The sequence below is a fragment of the Paenibacillus sp. FSL F4-0097 genome, from assembly GCF_038593125.1.
Classification (GTDB): Bacteria; Bacillota; Bacilli; order Paenibacillales; family Paenibacillaceae; genus Paenibacillus_AQ; species Paenibacillus_AQ odorifer.
In genome coordinates, this window is the sequence record NZ_CP151965.1 from 3748316 (window position 1) to 3766599 (window position 18284).

Sequence of the window (18284 nt, forward strand, 5' to 3'; positions counted from 1 at the left end):
TTGTTAACATAATATTTATTATGTTAACAAGTGTATTTTTACAATTGAGAAACAAATATCCATTCCCTGCGTCAATATATTATAAATGATCTATAAGGAGCTAAAATCGTGAAATATGTACCGTTTATCCTAAAGACCGTTATAGCATCCTCCTTGCTCGTATCTGGAGCTGGTGTATATTTGCCTGGTGCTCAAGCAGCAGTAACAACCCCTGCCTCCTCTTCAACAACCGTCGACTCTATCACCACAATTAAACCCTTATGGCACGCCAAGGCAGATGGTCAAGGAATTTATAGCCAACAGGCCCCTATTGCAAATGGATTATTCTATTATTCATCAGGCGGGACGCTAAAGGCCGCCGATCTCAGTACAGGCAAAGTTAAATGGTCCTACAAAAACGGAACAAATCCTGAGATTATAACGAATAACTCGGTTTTCTTTATCACTTATGAGGGTTATCTTGTAAAAGTTAATGCCCAAACGGGGAAATTGCTTTGGAAGGTTAAGGCTGCCAAAGATCCGATTGAAATCGGTGCTTTCGCGGAGTTAGTTAACGGAGTGTTGTACTTCCGGAACGAGCATGGTGGAATTGCAGCTTATCACCCGGTTACTGGTAAAAAAATCTGGGAGAATAAAGACATCCCTATGTATGTAGGAAGTATCGACGGCCTATATAACGGGGTATTGGTAGTATCCAGTACTGTTGATAATAGGCGTACACAGTTTTTCGGGCTCGATCCGGCTACAGGCAAGAGGTTATGGAGAATTCAGGGATTTTATAGCTTTGTTGCTTACCGGGATGGTGAATTATTACTCCGCGAACAAGCAAATGCTGCAAATGATGCCTCTAACGAGCCTCTTAAAGGCTATCAGTTGACCTTGGTACATGTTGATGTTAAAACTGGAAAAGCGAAGACCAAAAAGAACTATAAACCGCTCGAAGATGTCAGTAGACTCGGTAATTATTTCACATCACTTCAAGGCTCGTATCTATATACAGTCGATGGAGGTTTAGACCAATGGGGGGGTCATCCCCTATACCGCTTTACCTTAGGTCAAGAAACAGCGAGTGAACCCAAAAGTTATGAGGAGTACGGAAATTGGGTGGCTGGTCCAGTAAATAACATGGCTTTTTTCCAAAAGGATGCACAGATCACTGCCGTTCAAATGAACGATAATCGCATTATAAGCTTCAACGGGCCGGACAGTCCTGCGTTAAGCATTCAATCTATGGGTAAGGGGCTATACGCCGGCTATGAGAACGGATATTTCCTTATCATAAATGCAGAAACAGGAAAAGCGCTTGGCAAAGTAAAAACTGGAGCACAACAATACGGCAAACTATTCAGTGCGAATGGTATTCTCTACATCCAGACGGAGCACAATATATTCGCGATTTCTCTGCCAAAAGAATTAAAATAGTTGTTGTTACTCCTTATCTTTCGCAGCCACTTCTCGTTTAAACTCAATGGTTCGACTCTCCAGATGAACTGACCCGCTGTTTCCAATCTGGAAGGTCGTGCCAGACCCAATCGACAGAATTTTGATATATTGTATATTAATTGTTGATTCCGCGGAATCCTTTAATATCACAAATTCATCCACTTCATTCCCTTGGTTTGTCCATACAGGGATAGGAATGTCTATGAGTGTAGTATCTTTCGTGCGATTATTAATCTCCTTTATGTTAAAAAGGTAATTCTCCTTGCTTCCCAGGAATTTAGATTGAACCCGGCCTACAGATCCACATATAAATATAGAACTGTCAGACAGATTGTTGATATAGACATCTTGTATGCGTGAGGTGTGCATAGGTTAACTGCCTTTTTTGACTTGATCTGGAGCGCTCTGAGTATATTCTATTACGCTGTCAAACGCCGAGGAGCAATGAATGGATTGAGTATCCCCTACTAAAAATACTGATGAACCCGATATCGAAACGACTTTCACTGCATTGACACTAATATCTCTATTGATCACCGTTATCTTCATTCGTCTCCCGCCTTCCGGTTATATTTATTTCCAAATGCCGCTCTACTGCCATAACGATATCTCGTTTCATTTGCTCTACAATAGAAGCGCATTCCTCATCAGTGTATCCACGCCCTTCTTCTGTGGCAGGGAGTTGGCTTACATACTCGTTAATCCGTCCATCCATCTGATTCAGCAGATCCTGAGTCACCATTTGGATATATTGCTCATCAATGCTTAAATTCTTCTCTTTTTCTAAACGTGAAAATTGCGAGGGAACCTCTTCTTGCACATACTTCAGAATCTGTGGGCGAATCTGATCCGATAAGGCAGTTGTACCTACCTCCTGCTCTCCAATAGGTTTACCGTTGATCATCGCTTCATCCAGATTGTTCCCCTCATTCGGTGTAATGCCTATATTTAAAGTGCCTTCCAGCTTTTCGATTTTTAATTGTTCAAAATGATAATTAATAGGTCCTATACTTGCAGATTTATTGTTCTTTATGCTGTCTACATCGCCTTGCAAATCTCGAAGCTGCTTCTCTAGCTGTTGAATCTTCTCCGCTTGCAATCTTAGTGTATTAAAAACCTGTTGAGCATAATACGGATGCATACAACCCCCTCCTATGGTTTATTGTATGCGGGGACAAAGAGCCTAATTCAGTTGTGCATATAGTTCTGCCGCTGGCGGTAAGGACACAAGGGGTGAATCCATTTTTTCCGCTGGAGGTGTTGGAGGCGATGATGGAGCTCCAGAGGTCTCATAATTATGAGACAAAGTATTGATTCGTCCCGATGTACCAATCTGAAGAACCGAGGAATTAGAGATAGTACCGATTTTTAGATTATAGATCGATATGCATTGATATACCGTAATGTTCATTTAAACCCCACCCTTAAGGAGGTGATACTTGATCCACCACATCTGAATCCATCGTATTTGTACTGCTGGCCGCATTATTCGTTATATTCGTACCTATGGAGTCACCTATGGAGAAGGAGTTGGCACCGGCATAAATTTTAGAGTTGCTGCTCAGGATAACGGATGCCGTATTTCCTACTAAGACTGTGGAGCTGGGGCCTACGCTATTGATTTTAATATTGCCGATGATTGAAACCACCAAACCACTCCTCCTTTCGGAATGATAAGCTATTCTATGTAGATATTCGCCCAGATGTCACTGAATAAGTCAAACGCCCATACAATGGATAAAAACCGTAGGAGGCGCAGAGCTATGAGTCCCAATAAGACGAACCCTTTAGATTGGATGAATGAAGATCCTTTTTTTAAGAAAAAGTTATCCTTGAAAGCTCTTGAAGAGCAGTGGAAGTTGGATCCTAACCAAATTGACGGGTATGTCGAAAAAGTCATCCGAGAAGCAACTGCAGCGACCTCCTCTTCATTTATGAACGAAACCTCAAGTTTAAGCTTTGAGCATATCGACACTCATAATCACCTGATTACCAAAATTCGTATTCCGAGCGGAATCCACCCCGAAAGTATATGGGCACAAATCAATCGCACACAAATTAAATTAACAGGTTTAGGAAAAGATCATAGCGAGATTATTCAGCTGCCAGTTCCCGTCATTCCAGATCAGAGCAGAGGCACTTATAAGCAAGGTTCCCTGCAATTCAGAATGGCTAAAATGTCAGCGGGAAGATTCAAAGATATCGACATCCGTTATTTATAAAATATCCCTTTAAAATCCACCTGTTTTACTCGTCCAAGTGCCCCATTCCCCCTAAAAAAACGCCTTAAAATCAAAACAGCGTATAATTTAAGTTATACGCTGTTTTTTAAAGGTGTTTTTTGGACCTTTTTCATCCCATTTTCTATTCTTTTCGCTCTTCGAACTTTAAGTTCCTCTTGGTCATAAGATGGAGTATCCAGAGTAAAGGTGGGGTCAAATCATGTCTAAAAACAAACGCGGCAAAGCACTTTGGCGCATTCCATCCCGGGCCAGAGGAACATGTCCGATCTGTGGCAGCACACGTATTAAGCTGCTGTACTTCGGGAAAGGCATTTCAGGTGAAAAGCTTAACGTATGTAAGAAATGTGATGGAAAGCAAAAGGCATGAAAGCATTTAGCAGTTGATTCACAGAAAGGGTTACCAAATAAAGTGCGACCTTAACCTCGAACCTAGGCTCGACAAAAAAGCTATCGCACTTGCTTGGTAATCCTTCACTCCAATAACTTTTATAGCTCAATCCGATATCTTCTTTCCTCATTTGTTAGAATAAATCCCACTGATTCATATAGCCGTAATGCTGAATCATTTTCCGTAAGCACCATCAGGCATGCCTCTTCCAGTCCGTGGGTTCTAAAATAGCTCAATGCTTGAAAAAGCATGTACTTAGCAATTCCGGATCTTCTCCATGGTTCAAGTACAAATACATTTTCGATATAGCCGCCCTTCTCTTCCTGCCAGACCATTAAGCTACCCGCAACCTTCTCCCCTTCTCGAACAACAAGTGATGTCCAGAGCGGATTTTGTTTGAATTCAGCTAACCGTTCTTTCCCTAGCGGAGTTTCCGGCCAAATCTCAGCTTCTAATTCCAAATAATGCTCGTCTTCTTCAGGCGTCTCCATATTCCAGGTTGCGAATTCAAGTTCCTTAGCCAGAGTGGGTTCGGACAAACCATCACTTAGATTGTGTTTCATCTTAAATAAGCTATTATAATGAGAGAAGCCCTTCACTTTTTCGAAAAATTGAGTATTCAAGACCTCTGCCGAATCGTTCCCTATACAAAGAGTGGTTTTGTAATCCTTTGATAAAGTTTCTTTTAATTCAAGGGCTCTTAATAAGAGTGACTGATACACTTTTTCTAATAAATCAAAATCACTTTCACGTTCTGGTATTGTTTTTAAGTTCAGGTAGATCGAATGTCTGCTATCCTTGGAACGGTCGGGCGGCACAATATTGATGATGCTCACTTGGCCTTTGGCCACCATTTTACCGTCCTCGAAAGCGCAATATACATTTTCCCAATTTTCCTCATTACCAACCCACCAAAAAACAACATTCCCCTTTGTAGATACCGAGTTATAAAGTTCCCCAAGTAATGGCATGTCACCTTGTTCAAAATGACGAATAGTAGTCAATGCAAAACCCCTTTTCAAATCATTAATATGGAATATATTTATAATAACATGCATGTCCACGCTACATTTGGTAATTAATTGTTATAAATAACTTCTCCTTGATGTAACATTTTTTAAGTAAACCCTGTCTTACTTATATAGGGGGACAAAAGATGAGAAAACGATTTTTTATAGGGATTACGATATTTCTGATTGCTTGTGGAGTTGTTCTTGGCGTAGGGACGATATCAAATCTTCTGAGTCCGTTTAAAAGCTTCTCAGTCATCGTAGATAATCAATCTGATGTTGATATTAGCTCTATCGAAGTAGGATTAATTCGTTCGGATTCAAAGAAATCGTATACAAGTCCAATAAAAGCAGGACAAAAGAAAAAATTCAAACCAAAATTGAGTCTAAATGGTGAAGGTGCTATATATCTTCGATACACCAAATCTAACGGACAGTCTAAAGAACAAACCGTGTGCGGTTATACCGAATATTTATCAGGTCATTCCAAAGTCACGATTACTAATGAAAGCACAACCGTTGTTCAGCAATGTAATTAAGTCCAATCTTCCAAAAAGAGGACGTAAACCCTTTCAGGTTCACTTCCTCTTTTCAGTTATGTACTTTTAGATTCGACTCCTAACCGGAAACCCTCGAGATCATATAATAGTCGTTGAATGACACCAGCGTATCGCCCTCAATTTTTGCATAACCACTATTTAATAGTGCTATAACTCTTTTCTCAGCGCTAGGAATCGCCTTCGTAATCATCGCATCAACCCCAAAACAATCATAGAACTCCTTCTCAATCAAAGAGAGGATCTCATTAAGGTTACCTTCATTCTCCAGCCTTGAGATCAGATCGATTCTTAGGACACCAACTACTCCTACCCCTTCAACGCCCTCATTTCTCGCAAAAAATTCAATAGTGCCAACAGCCTTACCACTATTCTTCTCTACGATACTAAAGCGAATGTAACCATGTCCTTCATATTCATCCAGCCAAAATCGAATACACCGATTCATCTCTTCTATCGTTTGAAAGTTAAAATCGTTATTACAGTTATCGCTATTGAACAACGGAATGGAATCAGCATCTGAATAGCATTCTAATAAATCAGCAGCATCTAATTCTTGAACCAGTCTATATACGAACCTTTCACTTTCAAACACTGGACATACTTGATATGGATTAAAGGACACCCTACATTCCTCCTTTACTCTAATGGGAGACAAGTATTCGAAAATAGATAACAAGCCGCCATTAAAGCGACTTGCTAATCAAATAAGATTTAGTTTTTAAGTTGCCGCAGCAGTTATATAGGGATGGTTGTCCCTCAATTGAAAGAGAAGATTATAAATGAGCTGAAGGTTCACTTATCTAGCGCTTTAGGAGATCTCTACCCAGATAACGTGAAAAGCTTTTATGTACCGATCATCGCACAAATGATCCATGAGGGTGTCTATCAATGGGTAACAGGAAATAATACTATAAATCAACAAGAAGTCGCCGAGAGAATTTCAACATTAGTCATAAGCGGGCTTCAATCGTGAGTTAAAATCAGAAGAGTCCTCAGACCTTTCCGCTGCCTGACACTAAGGGGCCGAGTTCGTCATTTATAGTCGACCTCGGCCCCTTGTGATACAGCGTATTATCTGTCTGTGCAACACATCAATCGTTTACACATTCCCCAGAAGATTTAATTGCCAAGACACGCCAAATTGATCCGCCACCCAGCCAAATTTCGAACTGAATGGATATTCACCTAGTGGCATGAGCACCTGTCCACCCTGGGATAATGCTTCATAAACGCGGTCAATTTCAGCTTCACTTTCACAATTCACATATAAGGATACCGCTGGAGTAAAGGTGAATCCATGCTTCACGTAGCTATCTATACACATAAAAACTTGTCCATGTAATGAAAAAGTAGCCTGCATGACACTCCCTTCAGGGCCTGCTTCATTTGCTCCATAACGTTTAATACTGATGATTTCGGAGTGATCAAATAAAGAAGTATAGAAATTCATAGCTTCTTCAGCCTTCCCTTCGAACATTAGAAAAGTCATTATCTTTTGATTCAGTTCCTTCATAATCGTCCAGCTCCTTACAGTCATTTTATAGAGATCATCTCATATCATTAACGCTTTCGTAAACTTTCAAACGGGCATATGCGGTTTCGAGAATGGGATACGCAACTTGACCAGGTACAGCCATCGCCAAAAGTGCACCATGCAGATGCTCAGCTTCCACTGGCAGATGTTTAAGCATATCCCTATGCATAGAGGAGGTGAATTCGGGCAGGACCGAATCCATCTTTTGCATCGTGACCGACACCATATCTGGTCCAACAGGCATACCTGCACTTTGCGCTATCCTCACGATCTCATTCAGAAGCTGCTCATAAATAGCACGAGCTGTAGGTGAGGCTAAAATAGGTCCAACCGAGCTATCCATTAAAGTTGTAATCCCGCTTAAACTAGCTACGAATATATATTTCTGCCACACTTCGCGTTGAATATCAGAACTTAATATCACAGTGAATCCTGCTTTATCCAAATGGCTGAGAAGTTTCTGCATCCGTTCTGACTCCCCACCCGCCCATTCACCAAACACAATACTATGGAAAGAACTACTTTGTATGATAGCTCCATTCGAATCTAACGTTGTTTCGATATAACAAAGACCACCCAATACCTTTTCTGCTCCAAAATGCTGCTGCAAAATACCAAAATGTTTATACCCATTAAGGAGCGGGAGAATCATAGTATGTTCACCGACGAAAGGGGTTAGATCCATCATCACCTGAGGCAAATGATAGGCCTTCACTGCAATAATAATACAGTCAAAAGGCTCTGCCTTCTCCCCGTATGTAATCGTACGAACGGGAGTCTGAAAGTCACCATGCACACTTTTTATTGCCAGACCCTCATCTTCTAACTGCTTTTGTTTAGTAGAACGGACTAGAAAAGTTACATCTTCCCCTTTTTGAACTAGACGCCCTCCAAAATAACCACCAATAGCTCCTGCACCCACGAATAGAAAACGCATGTAAGTCTCCCCTTTTTTCACCTTATTTTAAACAAATAAAAAGACCGCTTAGCTTATCCGCTAAACAGGTCCGAATGGCAAAAAAAGAGTCAAGTATCGACCGTTCTTTTGTCTCGGTCCATACGGATCTGAGTAAAATCCAACGAGTTCACCTCCATGGCTACAATTAAATTACTATTCATAAATCTGATCCAACTAGAGCACCATTCGATTCTATCGATACAGCCTCCCTGGAAAGTATAACAAAAGAAAACCTTAAAGCCTATTTTTAATCCATAACTTGGAGATGTCCAAAAACCCGAAGGAACCGGTGTGCAGACCAAACAAGCTTTGATTTAGCTGAGCTTTTTTATTCATATGACAGCCATGCAGCACCCAATAATTGTCTCGTAAAATTCCCTCCGTTTGATTCAGCAGCTTCACCCGTTCATCCTTTGGAGATTCTGTGAAAGGACCTAACACCTTTGAAAACAATGAAATCTGGTCCTCTCTAAGCAAAGAAAATAAATAATTAGATTTATTATTAAAGTAGTTAATCATTCCCCATTGCCAATCGTCTTCTAAAACCTCTTCAGCAAGCTGGATCTCGGCTGTTGTCTGTATATGATCTGCTTTAAACTCATTGAAAAAGTATAATTTAATTTGCAAACCAACGGAGGCAGCGCGTGTTTGGAGCCATAACGCTTCTTCTCGTTCTTCTTTTTTATCCTTAGTTGCTAAAGTAATGACTTCTCCCTGATACCCATTTTCCGCTAAAAGCGCTCGGGCATGTTCCAAAGTTGGATCTACAAGCTCTCTCTTACTGCTCTCCCATGGCAAAAAGCTATCTGCTGGAGTGATACGATTGCCACCCAACTCTTTTATTAAAGCCGTTCGACTGTAAAGGATACGGATCACTTGACGAAACCATAGCTGCTGATGAATTCCCTCTCTATGAAAATTAAACAGAATATATCTACAGCCTAAGGCCGGGTAATCTATACTGTGATTGCTGATGATATCAGGTAAAAGTTCTCCATGTTCAGGATCTGGCAGCTGGTATTGGCGTTCATTAGAAGCCTCTTTTGGCAAATACCAAATCTCAACACGATCCAGGAGCGGCCGAATTCCGAAATAAAAATCAAAAGCTGCGAGCACCAATACATCCTCATTCAGATCCATTAAACGGTAAGGACCTGTACCGATCACTTCACTAGTGATGTCTATATCGTATGGGAGTATGGACATGTGAATGCAACTAAACAGATGCAGAAAAAAGAGATTTGGACGAGACAGATCAAACCGGATTCGATGATCTCCTTCAACCTCTACTCGTTCGATATCCTTATAAAGGTTCACCGCAGGGCTATTCAAGTCAATAAGCCGTTGTAGCGTCTCTTTTACATCTCTCGAGGTCATAATTCTTCCGTGATGAAAGCGTACCCCCTTGCGGAGGTAAAAAATATAACTTGTATGCTCCTCATTAGCTTCCCACATATGGGCCAAACCAGGAAGAAAGGCATCGGTCGTTGCGTCATAAGTAACTAGTGTGCTATAGATCTGACCCAGCAAATAGGATTCAAAAGCGGTGTATACATAAGCAGGGTCCAGTACTTCCTTATGCCGGTTACGGGTAATCCGCAGGACGTCCAGCCCTGAGGTTGACTCTGCTTCACTACGAAAACCCATCTGTTTATTTAACATCGTTAACAATCGTTCCTTTAAGGGTCCGGTCACCTGATCGCTGCTCATTAATTCGATAGCTTCTTTTATCTTGCCTTTACTGACTAACTCCTGAAAGCTATCCTCGAACACCTCATCAATACTTTTTAAAAAAGTAAGTTGAGAGATATGCCCCCTGCCTCTCCCCGGCTGCCATAGAATATATTCCTGCTCTTCCAGTTTCCGCAGAACGAATTTAACATTGCGTGGAGTGCAAATTAGGATCGAAGCCAATAAATCTATCGTCACAGGAACAGGTTCATTCACTTTGAACGAACTAGTAACGCTTGCTGCTAAACATAAAAAATGATTACTTATCTGGTCCAAATGGTTCACTCCTTTAAAGGTGAAACGGTCAATGTATTTCTTACACTTTTCCTTCCCCCTTTTATCATTATAATTATACATAAATCAACAATGAATATGCAGCAACAATATTAGAGCAATAAGACTAGGAGATCGTAATCATTATGAAACAGCATCTAAGGCACATTCACCCTCTAGCCTGGACAATTATCATCGGCACTATGTTCGGACGTCTGGTGACCTCGATGAGCATCCCATTCTTATCCATCTATCTGACCCAAGTTCTCGGAGCTTCCCCGACACAAACAGGGATTACGGTCGCGGTTAGCTCGCTGGCAGGCGTATTGGCTAGTTTCTATGGCGGTTATATTTCTGATATTGTTGGCCGCAAAATCGTGATGTTAATCTCGGTATTTGGCTGGGCAGCCGTCTTCTTCGGATTCTCAGTGGCTCAGCATCTATGGGTATTTTTCTTGGTAAACACCCTAAATGGCTTATGTCGATCAGTATTCGAGCCTACTTCACGGGCACTTTTGTCCGATATTACACCACCCGAGAGCAAGCTGCTTGTCTTTAATCTTAGATATGCAGCAATTAATCTTGGTGTAGTATTTGGTCCGATCATTGGGCTACAGCTCGGCTCTGCGGAATCAACTTTTCCTTTTCTAATCGCCGGAATCGTATATGTTGCATACGGAATTGTATTATTCATGCAATTTAAGGCACATCGTTCAAGCATGCCCGCCCGTACACAAGCTCAAGCACCACGTTTACTCGAAGCTTTGACAATCACAGGAAAAGACCGTGTGTTCCTGCCAGTATTGCTGGGTACAATCTTTTGTGTGTTAGGATACGGTCACTTCGGCTCAACAATGGCTCAATATTTAGCGATGAACACGCATTTCACCAATGGGGGGCAATTGTTCTCCTATATGCTTTCACTGAATGCTATAACCGTGTTAGTAGTGCAGTATCCCATTGTACGTACGGCAAGTAAATTTCCACCGATTGTCCCTTTAATACTTGGGAATATCTGCGTTGCACTTAGTCTTCTCTTAGTGGGGCTTGCTGGTGGTGTGGCTCTACTAATGATCAGTGTAGTTCTGTTCACTATAGGGGAAGTCTTACTCTTTACGATGATGGATATGTTAATCGATCGGATTGCCAAACCTGAAATGAAAGGGACGTACTTTGGTACGATTGGCTTTAATAATTTAGGGAGTGTTATGGCACCTATCTTCGGTGGGGTGTTGTTAGACCATTATGGCGCTCAGAATGGCCTTGCGATCTTTGTGCCGTTGGCTTTAACAACAGCTTTTGGTCTTCCTTTTCTTCTCGTAGCGCACAAAAGACTTGTTGCCAGAGAGAAATTAACACTTGGTATTAAAAATAGAGCAATAAAAGGATGATTTTCCAATTCAATACGTTGTTTATTGGATCATCCTTATCTCGGTTAACATAATCATTATTATGTAAACCAATTATATGAATTAATTCTTTTATCAGAAAAGAGGGACCGTATCTTTGCAGAATATGCAATAGCTACGGTCTCTTTTACATAGAAAAAACGGTTAATCATATATTCCCTGAAGAAAACTCAGCTGGCCTTTTACATATTGCCTTAGCTCTAAGGGCTCCATGATTTCGGAATGACCCATTATGCACCAGACATTAGCACATGCACTTTCATAACCAAACATATTCACCTTTAAAATGAATGCATCCCCTTCTTCTCTCATTTCCATGATCTCTAGCTGAGATAAAGAAGACATTGTTCTCTTATCAGCTCTGATCACAACAGGATAGACCTCTTCTTCTTTACACGCTTGCTTAAAAACCTGTCCCTGCTGCTTCCAGTGCTCTTCTAATGAAAAATCCATAGGTATAGAGTACTCTTCTTCCACAAGCTGCGTAGAGACAATTCGCTCACATTTAAACGTTCGGATTTGATTAGCTTCTTCACAGTAGGCTATAAGATACCATTCCTCTTTTTTCACCACAAGACCATAGGGCTGTAATTTCCTGCACGATACTTCTCCGTTAACCTTTTGGTACTTAACCTGTAGTTTCTGAGATCGCCAAACGGCTGTCCGGATAGATTCCAGACAGGGGATTTCTATTCGTTCTGTCCACCATGGTGTGTCATCGAAATAAAAGCGCTTTTGCGCTTTCTGAATGTCAGGTTGATAGGATGCGGGCAATGTTTTTTCTAATTTCAACAGCGTCGTCTTCAGCTTAAGACCAGATTCAGAATGTCCCCCAGAATAGATGCCCATACCTGTTAAATATAGATTGATTACATCTTCACCATGTAACTGCTTCAGGTTAACTGTATATCCCTCCATTAAAGAGATACCACCATTCGGCCCCGACATAGACAACAAAGGAATTCCAGCTTCAGCTAGTACATCAATATCTCTATAGATTGAACGTACAGAAGTCTCCAAGGCTTGAGCTAGTTCATTGGCCTTCATTTTCCCTCTCGACTCCACTAATAATAAAATAGCAATCAAACGATGCAAGCGCATGGGAACCTCCGAGCTTTTCTTTTTTATCAAGTATACTTCAAAATTCTTGCCATGATGTTGTCAACAATAAGAGGTTATGATTAGTTCATTACATAAAGGGAGCTGAAACATATGAAAATTGCCGTTTTAGGAACAGGGTTCGGAGCTTATCATGCAGAATTATTGACGAAAAATGAGCGTGTAGACAAAGTTATTGTTTATGGTAGAAATGAAGCTAAGCTGCAAAATTTAAAACAAGCGTTAGGCGTTGAGATTACCACAAATATAGAGGATATCATGCTTGATACCACAATTGATGTGATCGATATCTGTCTGCCCGTAACTTTACATAGACAGTTTGCCGTTGAGGCGCTTAAGCATGGAAAACATGTATTCTGTGAAACTCCCGTATGCTTTACCATTGAAGATGCCCTTGCGATGAAGGAAGCAGAACAATTGTATGGCAGACGAATTCTCGTGAACCAATTTATTAAATTTGATCCTGCGTACAAATATTTATACGAAACCACTTCTAATGAGAAATATGGAAAGCTTTTAGCCTTCACCTTAAAAAGAGAAACGTCTCCTCTCTGGGGGGATCTCGGACTTCATTCTATCTCCACAAATCTGATGATTCACGAACTTGATTTTGTAACCTGGCTGCTTGGATCTTTAGAAGAATACTCTGTGTGGGGAACCGATGGTGGACGAAATGAACAAGCTTTAGTACGTACCCATTTTCAGAAAACGAATGTCTCCGCAGAGATCGTTGTATCCTCACAAATGCCAGCTGGTTATCCTTTTTCCGTAGGGTATGAAGCTTATTTTGAACAAGGAAAGCTTGTCTATCAAGAAAGTGACGACATGAACGGAAAGGTTGAAGGATCATTAATTGAATATACCTCTGCAGGTAAACAGCAACTATTGATAGAACAAGCTAATCCTTTTGAAAAGAGTATTACGCATGCTCTCCAATGCTTAGAGGATGGTACTTCATCCATAATCGAGTTAGACCATGCCCTACAAGCTATGGAACTAGCAATAAAAATAGGAAAAAAGCTTGTGTAAACATAGAGGTTGGTGTTAGGTATCCTTTTTCATGGTTTTGTTTGTGGGGGTGTAGAACTTATGGAATTAGTGGATTGTAGCTAGGGTGAGGAATAGGTTTTGATTTTTCTATTGTGAATTTTTCATATGTTGAAATTATAGAACAAAGTAGTAATTTTAGTCCTTTTTGGTAAGCTGTCCTTAGTTCTAGTTTATAAAATGCTGTTATTTCACAGCATTTTGGAGGGATTTCATCCTGGGATTAAGATAGTTCAATTAGAGGTTAAACTAGTCATACGATGGAAATTCTCAAAGATCGTGGTCCCTGCTGATATTGAGGAGGTAATGACCGAGGCAAATAGGGTTTTTAGAATGGCGCCTTATAAAACCAGCGGCAGTCTTGGACTGGAAAATAAAGTCCTATCTTTAATCCACCTCTATTACTCTTCTCATTTAAAGTACACACCTACATCACGTTATTCTGCCCGTTCGTATTATGAGGTCACCAGATCTTTCTGGTCGACCTTTTTTTTGTATGGTCGTAAGATAGCGGTAGCCGGGGATCGAACGTTTCTGCCCGTGGGACTTGGATCCCGAGAGCTATTCTGTTCATCCCCCCTACTTGTTCAACCATGGTTAGGCTGGTTGGGACGTTGATCCCGTATCACATGCGATAGTGTGGAAGACAAGAAGGTTAGGGGTTGCCGGTGAAAATACTACAGGAGTGATGTCATGAATCCAGTCATTGGTTTGGATGTGTCCAAGGGAGAGAGCCATGCACAAGCTTTTTTAGACCGTGGAGTACCTCATGGGAAGATCTTTAAATTTAATCATGATCTAGAGGGATTATCGTCTTTTCTTAATTATGTTAGAGCAGTGGAATCAGCTGCTGGGGTGAGCCCTTGCATTGTAATGGAGGCAACAGGTCATTATCATAGCCCTGTTGTTCAGTTTCTGGATGAGCACCAGTATCTATACATCGTCATTAATCCGTTAATCTCATATGAGGCCAAAAAAACTAATTTAAGACGGGTCAAGACGGATGCTGCTGATGCCTATCAACTTGGGGCACTGTTCTATAAAGAAGAGTTTGAACCCATCAAAAAACGGGGTCAGCATCTCATGAATTTACGCTATCTAACACGACAGTATGAATCCCTAACGGGTATGTATGTTCAAGCAAAACTACAATTCCAGGCCATTCTGGATCAAGTTTTTCCCGAATACCATGGCGTGTTTGGTGACCTTTATTCGAAAGTTTCACTTCGATTTCTAGCCTTACACCCGACGTCTAAAGAAGTCCTGGGTATGACTGTGGAAGAGATTACAACAACAATCCAACGTCTTACTGGACGCGGAAGATCCGTCTCATGGTGTTTGGAACGCGCTCAAATCCTAGCGGCTGCAGCAAGGCGAAATCCCTTTAAGGAGACGGCTTTTCCAAGTCATTTGATCTCCATGCAGCTGCTCATCAAATTACTTCTTCAATACCAGGACCATCTATCAGACCTTGATAAATCGATAGAGACCCTGGCTGAAGAGTTACTTGAATATGATTTAATCCAATCGATACCCGGTATCGGCACGAAAATTGCTGCAACAATTTTGGCTGAGATTGGAGAAATCGATCGGTTCGATCACGCAAAGAAGCTGGTGGCCTTTGCTGGTGTTGATCCCAGTGTATTTGCTTCAGGTAAGTTTGTGGCAACCCAAAATCGAATCACGAAACATGGCTCGAGAAGGCTTCGTACAGCCCTGTATCAAGCTGTGCGCTGTGGTATTCGTAGTAATAGAAACAAGAAATTAAGAGCTTACTACGATAAAAAGCGTGCGGAAGGAAAGCTGTTCAAAGTAGCGGTAATTGCTTGTGTAAACAAACTCATCCACTGGATTTTTGCCATCTTAACTTCAAAAGAAGCATTTCGTCTAGAATGAGCAGCATGAAATAGAAAAAGATGAAATATATTCCTGTGCCGAAGGGGACGGTTATTTGTCATATCTTTTTTTAAGTATACCACTTCAGGAATCGGCCATTAATAATTAAATATTGACAAGCTATTAGCTGGAATAGCTGAACAGGCTGCCTATGATCTCGGCAGCCTGTTGTCATTGTGCTATCGTGCCCCATTAGCGTAAATAGCGAGATTTATTAAATCTAACGATTAGTTTCAGAAAACTGAATCGATTGGATTGTATCAGTTGATGGGTCAAATTGGATTGATACAAAAACCCCAAACTCGTTACCTGCTTTGCTTCTAATCCATAGTTTGAATTTCTCTTCAGACTTTTTAGGTGTTAGTTCAGTACGACCAATGTGCTTATAATCAATTATGACTGCATTGTATCGTTTTTGTGTTTCCTCTACTGCAATTTTGCCCCATTTTGCGTATTCAGGCGCAGCCTCTACTGTAACAGTGGAAAAAATAAGTATCACCAAAAATGATATCAGTATTTTTTTCATAATAACCGCCCATCTGGAGAAGTTTTCAGTAATATCTCCCACTTTATCCAAATGTATTCTTAAACAACTTAATGCCAGCGTGCAGTCTACAACTTTGTTTTTTCAATTAATCAAGATCTAGATTTAGGAAAGTCAGATATAATAAAGGGTTCCACATATTATACATGACTAATATGTGGAACCCTTTATGCTTAACTATCGTACTCCATTAGGATTCCTATGGAAGGAATATTTTAAGTCGCATTGTTACTCATGTGGCATCTTGTCCATATCCATATATACAACACACTTTCACTTTTCCTTAAATGCTGATACCTTCATTGTATTGAATTCATCAACTCATAGTAATATTTAGAATCATTAGTCTTATTAAGGCTATACCAGGCGTCTAATGTTTTTGGAGAAAACACATCCAAAGCTTTCAAGATGTGTGCAGAAAATTCCAACGGAGCTATTCCAGATGCTGTGATCAGTTTTCCATCCGTTACAGCAGACTCCATTTTGTAATACTTTTCTCCTGTATAAGTGGGACAGATCATTTTAAGGTATTCCAGATCATTGCTTGTATGCCCACGTGAATTCAGCAATCCTGTCTGGGCAAGTCCCATTGTAGCACCACAAATCGCTGCAACCCATATACCTTCCCTTAAACACCTTTCAGCGATTTTTAAGAGGGGGTGGTGAATGGTTTCTGTCCATGTATCTCCACCGGGTAAAATCAATAGATCTGATCTTTCAATGCTGCACTCATCCAATTTGATGTCAGGCAGTATTTTCAATCCGCCCATTGTAGTTACTGGAGTCTTATCAATTCCCACGGTAACTATTTTTGACGGGACCAGCCCCTTTTTATAATATCTTCCCGATTTCAGTTCGGCAGTTACGTAGCCTATTTCCCAGTCTGCCATTGTGTCAAACACATAAAGATATACCGTATTATTCATTTGCAAGTTCTCCTTATTTTACAATTCATCTAGTGATACCAACCATCGGTAATCAATGATTATCGTCATTATAAAATGACTTCACTGACATCCGCTGTCAGTGAAGTTATTAAAGTTGATAATATTCCATTAACTCCGACACAACACCAACAAGTTTTTCCTTCAAACTCTGTGGTTCGATTACTTGAATGGATTTCCCGTAGGATAAGAGAAAATTAGGAACATAGGTATGAATTGATTTTTCCTCAAGTAAAAAGATTGCTTGATTTGATGTACGCTCTTTCAGATGATGCCCCAAAAACCAATGCAGGCATAAGTCATCCAACGCCTCTGATCTACCTTCGATAATTAAAGCAATCAACCCGTCCTTGCCGACTAAATCAGGTAATAGATTTCGCAAAAAAAATTCCCGAGCCAAAAAAGCTTCGGAACGTTTAAATATGTTTTGAGTACGCTTGATTTGTAAAATCCGTTCTACCCGAAAGCTGCGGATCTCATTTCTCAGATGGCAAAATGCAACAATATACCATTTATTGTTCCAGTAAACCATTCCATAGGGATCTATCACCCTAGTCTTGGGTTGATCATCACGGCGTGTGTGATAATCAATTTCTACAGAGAATTCGTTTGCTACAGCTTGCTCCAATTCCGCTAATACTGGCTGAATAGAAGGGTCTCCCCTACGGTTTATAACTTCAAATCCGGCTAAATGACGGCTGAGAACACTTTCCTGTTCCTGATTCGAATACATTTTCAATTTGGATGTCGCATTACCTAATGCCTCACTCAAAGGGTATCCGGCTTCTTTTGCAAAAACAGCAGCATGAAGAAGTGCTTTTTTTTCTTCAATATCAAATAGCAGAGGTGCTCTGATAAAATTATTCAGTAAGCTATACCCGCCATTATGACCAGTGTCGGATATTATAGGCACTCCACTGGCACTTAGCGCATCAATATACCGATAGACTGTCCTTATATTTATTTCTAACTTTTCGGATATTTGTTTTGCGGTCATTTTAACACCCGAATTCAGCATCCATAGGATTGCCAGCATATTATCGTTTTTTGGCATCACATATACCTCATCTTTTATTAGGATCGCTCAAAATTATTAGCTTTGCGAATCGCCTGCATCCCTTTATTCATCGATCTTCCAGCCTTTCAATCCTCACTTAGCAATCTATAAACAACAATCTGCAATTT

General features: G+C 40.6%; 22 protein-coding genes. 8 read left to right on the top strand and 14 right to left on the bottom strand.

Annotated elements, in window-relative coordinates:
• Window positions 1-108 precede the first annotated feature (108 nt).
• Window positions 109-1422 (top strand): PQQ-binding-like beta-propeller repeat protein, encoded by a 1314-nt coding sequence (locus MHH86_RS16765; RefSeq protein ID WP_076099082.1) that lies wholly within the window; start codon window positions 109-111, stop codon window positions 1420-1422.
• Window positions 1423-1428: 6 nt separating this feature from the next.
• On the opposite strand, the gene MHH86_RS16770 is transcribed toward MHH86_RS16765, so the two are convergent.
• Genes MHH86_RS16770 through MHH86_RS16790 form a run of 5 tightly spaced genes read right to left on the bottom strand, consistent with a single transcriptional unit; the run spans window position 1429 to window position 3092 of the window.
• Window positions 1429-1812, bottom strand: a complete 384-nt coding sequence (locus MHH86_RS16770) for a hypothetical protein (protein ID WP_036687572.1) — start codon at window positions 1810-1812, stop codon at window positions 1429-1431.
• Window positions 1813-1815: 3 nt separating this feature from the next.
• Window positions 1816-1992, bottom strand: a complete 177-nt coding sequence (locus MHH86_RS16775; protein WP_111504304.1) for a spore gernimation protein GerPD — start codon at window positions 1990-1992, stop codon at window positions 1816-1818.
• Window positions 1970-2584, bottom strand: a complete 615-nt coding sequence (gene gerPC / locus MHH86_RS16780; RefSeq protein WP_076099081.1) for a spore germination protein GerPC — start codon at window positions 2582-2584, stop codon at window positions 1970-1972. Before gerPC ends, MHH86_RS16775 begins: the two co-directional genes overlap by 23 nt.
• A 42-nt stretch (window positions 2585-2626) precedes the next feature.
• The gene (locus MHH86_RS16785) at window positions 2627-2854 is read right to left on the bottom strand and encodes a spore germination protein GerPB (RefSeq protein WP_342479364.1); all 228 of its coding nucleotides are present in this window, start codon (window positions 2852-2854) and stop codon (window positions 2627-2629) included.
• A gap of 13 nt (window positions 2855-2867) precedes the next feature.
• On the bottom strand, window positions 2868-3092 hold the full coding sequence (locus MHH86_RS16790; protein WP_036687577.1) for a spore germination protein: 225 nt from the start codon (window positions 3090-3092) through the stop codon (window positions 2868-2870).
• Window positions 3093-3206: 114 nt separating this feature from the next.
• Here MHH86_RS16790 and MHH86_RS16795 point away from each other — a divergent pair, with 114 nt between their 5' ends.
• A complete protein-coding gene (locus tag MHH86_RS16795; protein ID WP_036687578.1) occupies window positions 3207-3665 on the top strand; it encodes an Hsp20/alpha crystallin family protein in 459 nt (152 codons plus the stop codon).
• A 220-nt stretch (window positions 3666-3885) separates the two neighbouring features.
• The gene (locus MHH86_RS16800) at window positions 3886-4053 is read left to right on the top strand and encodes a hypothetical protein (RefSeq protein WP_169744777.1); all 168 of its coding nucleotides are present in this window, start codon (window positions 3886-3888) and stop codon (window positions 4051-4053) included.
• A gap of 119 nt (window positions 4054-4172) precedes the next feature.
• On the opposite strand, the gene MHH86_RS16805 is transcribed toward MHH86_RS16800, so the two are convergent.
• Window positions 4173-5045: a GNAT family N-acetyltransferase gene (locus tag MHH86_RS16805; RefSeq protein ID WP_076317306.1), complete on the bottom strand. Its 873-nt coding sequence runs from the start codon at window positions 5043-5045 to the stop codon at window positions 4173-4175.
• A gap of 185 nt (window positions 5046-5230) precedes the next feature.
• On the opposite strand from MHH86_RS16805, the gene MHH86_RS16810 reads away from it, so the two are divergent.
• Entirely contained in the window at window positions 5231-5623 is a 393-nt protein-coding gene (locus tag MHH86_RS16810; protein WP_076317304.1) for a hypothetical protein, read from the top strand.
• Between the two features lie 79 nt (window positions 5624-5702).
• Here the strand turns inward: MHH86_RS16810 and MHH86_RS16815 are convergent, their stop codons facing one another.
• The 4 genes from MHH86_RS16815 to MHH86_RS16830 form a co-directional block, all read right to left on the bottom strand.
• Complete coding sequence (locus tag MHH86_RS16815) at window positions 5703-6266, bottom strand: hypothetical protein (RefSeq protein WP_076317303.1); 564 nt, start codon at window positions 6264-6266, stop codon at window positions 5703-5705.
• 477 nt (window positions 6267-6743) lie between these two features.
• On the bottom strand, window positions 6744-7157 hold the full coding sequence (locus MHH86_RS16820) for a VOC family protein (protein ID WP_038571468.1): 414 nt from the start codon (window positions 7155-7157) through the stop codon (window positions 6744-6746).
• Between the two features lie 34 nt (window positions 7158-7191).
• Complete coding sequence (locus MHH86_RS16825; protein WP_076317301.1) at window positions 7192-8115, bottom strand: ketopantoate reductase family protein; 924 nt, start codon at window positions 8113-8115, stop codon at window positions 7192-7194.
• A gap of 255 nt (window positions 8116-8370) precedes the next feature.
• Window positions 8371-10143 carry an ABC transporter substrate-binding protein gene (locus MHH86_RS16830; RefSeq protein WP_076317300.1) on the bottom strand — a complete coding sequence of 591 codons (1773 nt, stop codon included), beginning with the start codon at window positions 10141-10143 and terminating at the stop codon, window positions 8371-8373.
• A 143-nt stretch (window positions 10144-10286) separates the two neighbouring features.
• Here MHH86_RS16830 and MHH86_RS16835 point away from each other — a divergent pair, with 143 nt between their 5' ends.
• Window positions 10287-11531, top strand: a complete 1245-nt coding sequence (locus MHH86_RS16835) for an MFS transporter (protein WP_036687590.1) — start codon at window positions 10287-10289, stop codon at window positions 11529-11531.
• A gap of 162 nt (window positions 11532-11693) precedes the next feature.
• On the opposite strand, the gene MHH86_RS16840 is transcribed toward MHH86_RS16835, so the two are convergent.
• Window positions 11694-12650, bottom strand: coding sequence for a WYL domain-containing protein (locus MHH86_RS16840; protein ID WP_038571476.1), 957 nt, complete (start codon window positions 12648-12650; stop codon window positions 11694-11696).
• Window positions 12651-12761: 111 nt separating this feature from the next.
• On the opposite strand from MHH86_RS16840, the gene MHH86_RS16845 reads away from it, so the two are divergent.
• The 3 genes from MHH86_RS16845 to MHH86_RS16855 all read left to right on the top strand — a co-directional run bounded on the left by MHH86_RS16845 (window position 12762) and on the right by MHH86_RS16855 (window position 15611).
• A complete protein-coding gene (locus MHH86_RS16845) occupies window positions 12762-13697 on the top strand; it encodes a Gfo/Idh/MocA family oxidoreductase (protein WP_038571480.1) in 936 nt (311 codons plus the stop codon).
• 351 nt (window positions 13698-14048) lie between these two features.
• Window positions 14049-14333 (top strand): hypothetical protein, encoded by a 285-nt coding sequence (locus MHH86_RS16850; protein WP_342479365.1) that lies wholly within the window; start codon window positions 14049-14051, stop codon window positions 14331-14333.
• Between the two features lie 75 nt (window positions 14334-14408).
• A complete protein-coding gene (locus tag MHH86_RS16855) occupies window positions 14409-15611 on the top strand; it encodes an IS110 family transposase (protein WP_076121959.1) in 1203 nt (400 codons plus the stop codon).
• Between the two features lie 220 nt (window positions 15612-15831).
• Here the strand turns inward: MHH86_RS16855 and MHH86_RS16860 are convergent, their stop codons facing one another.
• The 3 genes from MHH86_RS16860 to MHH86_RS16870 all read right to left on the bottom strand — a co-directional run bounded on the left by MHH86_RS16860 (window position 15832) and on the right by MHH86_RS16870 (window position 18153).
• On the bottom strand, window positions 15832-16137 hold the full coding sequence (locus MHH86_RS16860) for a DUF3889 domain-containing protein (RefSeq protein ID WP_038571483.1): 306 nt from the start codon (window positions 16135-16137) through the stop codon (window positions 15832-15834).
• A gap of 317 nt (window positions 16138-16454) precedes the next feature.
• Window positions 16455-17081, bottom strand: a complete 627-nt coding sequence (locus MHH86_RS16865) for a type 1 glutamine amidotransferase family protein (RefSeq protein WP_076099070.1) — start codon at window positions 17079-17081, stop codon at window positions 16455-16457.
• A gap of 109 nt (window positions 17082-17190) precedes the next feature.
• Complete coding sequence (locus MHH86_RS16870) at window positions 17191-18153, bottom strand: YafY family protein (RefSeq protein WP_076316739.1); 963 nt, start codon at window positions 18151-18153, stop codon at window positions 17191-17193.
• Window positions 18154-18284: the final 131 nt, after the last annotated feature.

Coding starts and splice junctions, on each gene's coding strand:
- MHH86_RS16820 (WP_038571468.1), bottom strand. CDS start 7,157: ATGAAGGAACTGAATCAAAAGATAATGACTTTTCTAATGTTCGAAGGG.
- MHH86_RS16825 (WP_076317301.1), bottom strand. CDS start 8,115: ATGCGTTTTCTATTCGTGGGTGCAGGAGCTATTGGTGGTTATTTTGGA.
- MHH86_RS16810 (WP_076317304.1), top strand. CDS start 5,231: ATGAGAAAACGATTTTTTATAGGGATTACGATATTTCTGATTGCTTGT.
- MHH86_RS16775 (WP_111504304.1), bottom strand. CDS start 1,992: ATGAAGATAACGGTGATCAATAGAGATATTAGTGTCAATGCAGTGAAA.
- gerPC (WP_076099081.1), bottom strand. CDS start 2,584: ATGCATCCGTATTATGCTCAACAGGTTTTTAATACACTAAGATTGCAA.
- MHH86_RS16845 (WP_038571480.1), top strand. CDS start 12,762: ATGAAAATTGCCGTTTTAGGAACAGGGTTCGGAGCTTATCATGCAGAA.
- MHH86_RS16840 (WP_038571476.1), bottom strand. CDS start 12,650: ATGCGCTTGCATCGTTTGATTGCTATTTTATTATTAGTGGAGTCGAGA.
- MHH86_RS16795 (WP_036687578.1), top strand. CDS start 3,207: ATGAGTCCCAATAAGACGAACCCTTTAGATTGGATGAATGAAGATCCT.
- MHH86_RS16860 (WP_038571483.1), bottom strand. CDS start 16,137: ATGAAAAAAATACTGATATCATTTTTGGTGATACTTATTTTTTCCACT.
- MHH86_RS16870 (WP_076316739.1), bottom strand. CDS start 18,153: ATGCCAAAAAACGATAATATGCTGGCAATCCTATGGATGCTGAATTCG.
- MHH86_RS16865 (WP_076099070.1), bottom strand. CDS start 17,081: ATGAATAATACGGTATATCTTTATGTGTTTGACACAATGGCAGACTGG.
- MHH86_RS16770 (WP_036687572.1), bottom strand. CDS start 1,812: ATGCACACCTCACGCATACAAGATGTCTATATCAACAATCTGTCTGAC.
- MHH86_RS16785 (WP_342479364.1), bottom strand. CDS start 2,854: ATGAACATTACGGTATATCAATGCATATCGATCTATAATCTAAAAATC.
- MHH86_RS16805 (WP_076317306.1), bottom strand. CDS start 5,045: ATGCCATTACTTGGGGAACTTTATAACTCGGTATCTACAAAGGGGAAT.
- MHH86_RS16835 (WP_036687590.1), top strand. CDS start 10,287: ATGAAACAGCATCTAAGGCACATTCACCCTCTAGCCTGGACAATTATC.
- MHH86_RS16855 (WP_076121959.1), top strand. CDS start 14,409: ATGAATCCAGTCATTGGTTTGGATGTGTCCAAGGGAGAGAGCCATGCA.
- MHH86_RS16850 (WP_342479365.1), top strand. CDS start 14,049: ATGGCGCCTTATAAAACCAGCGGCAGTCTTGGACTGGAAAATAAAGTC.
- MHH86_RS16800 (WP_169744777.1), top strand. CDS start 3,886: ATGTCTAAAAACAAACGCGGCAAAGCACTTTGGCGCATTCCATCCCGG.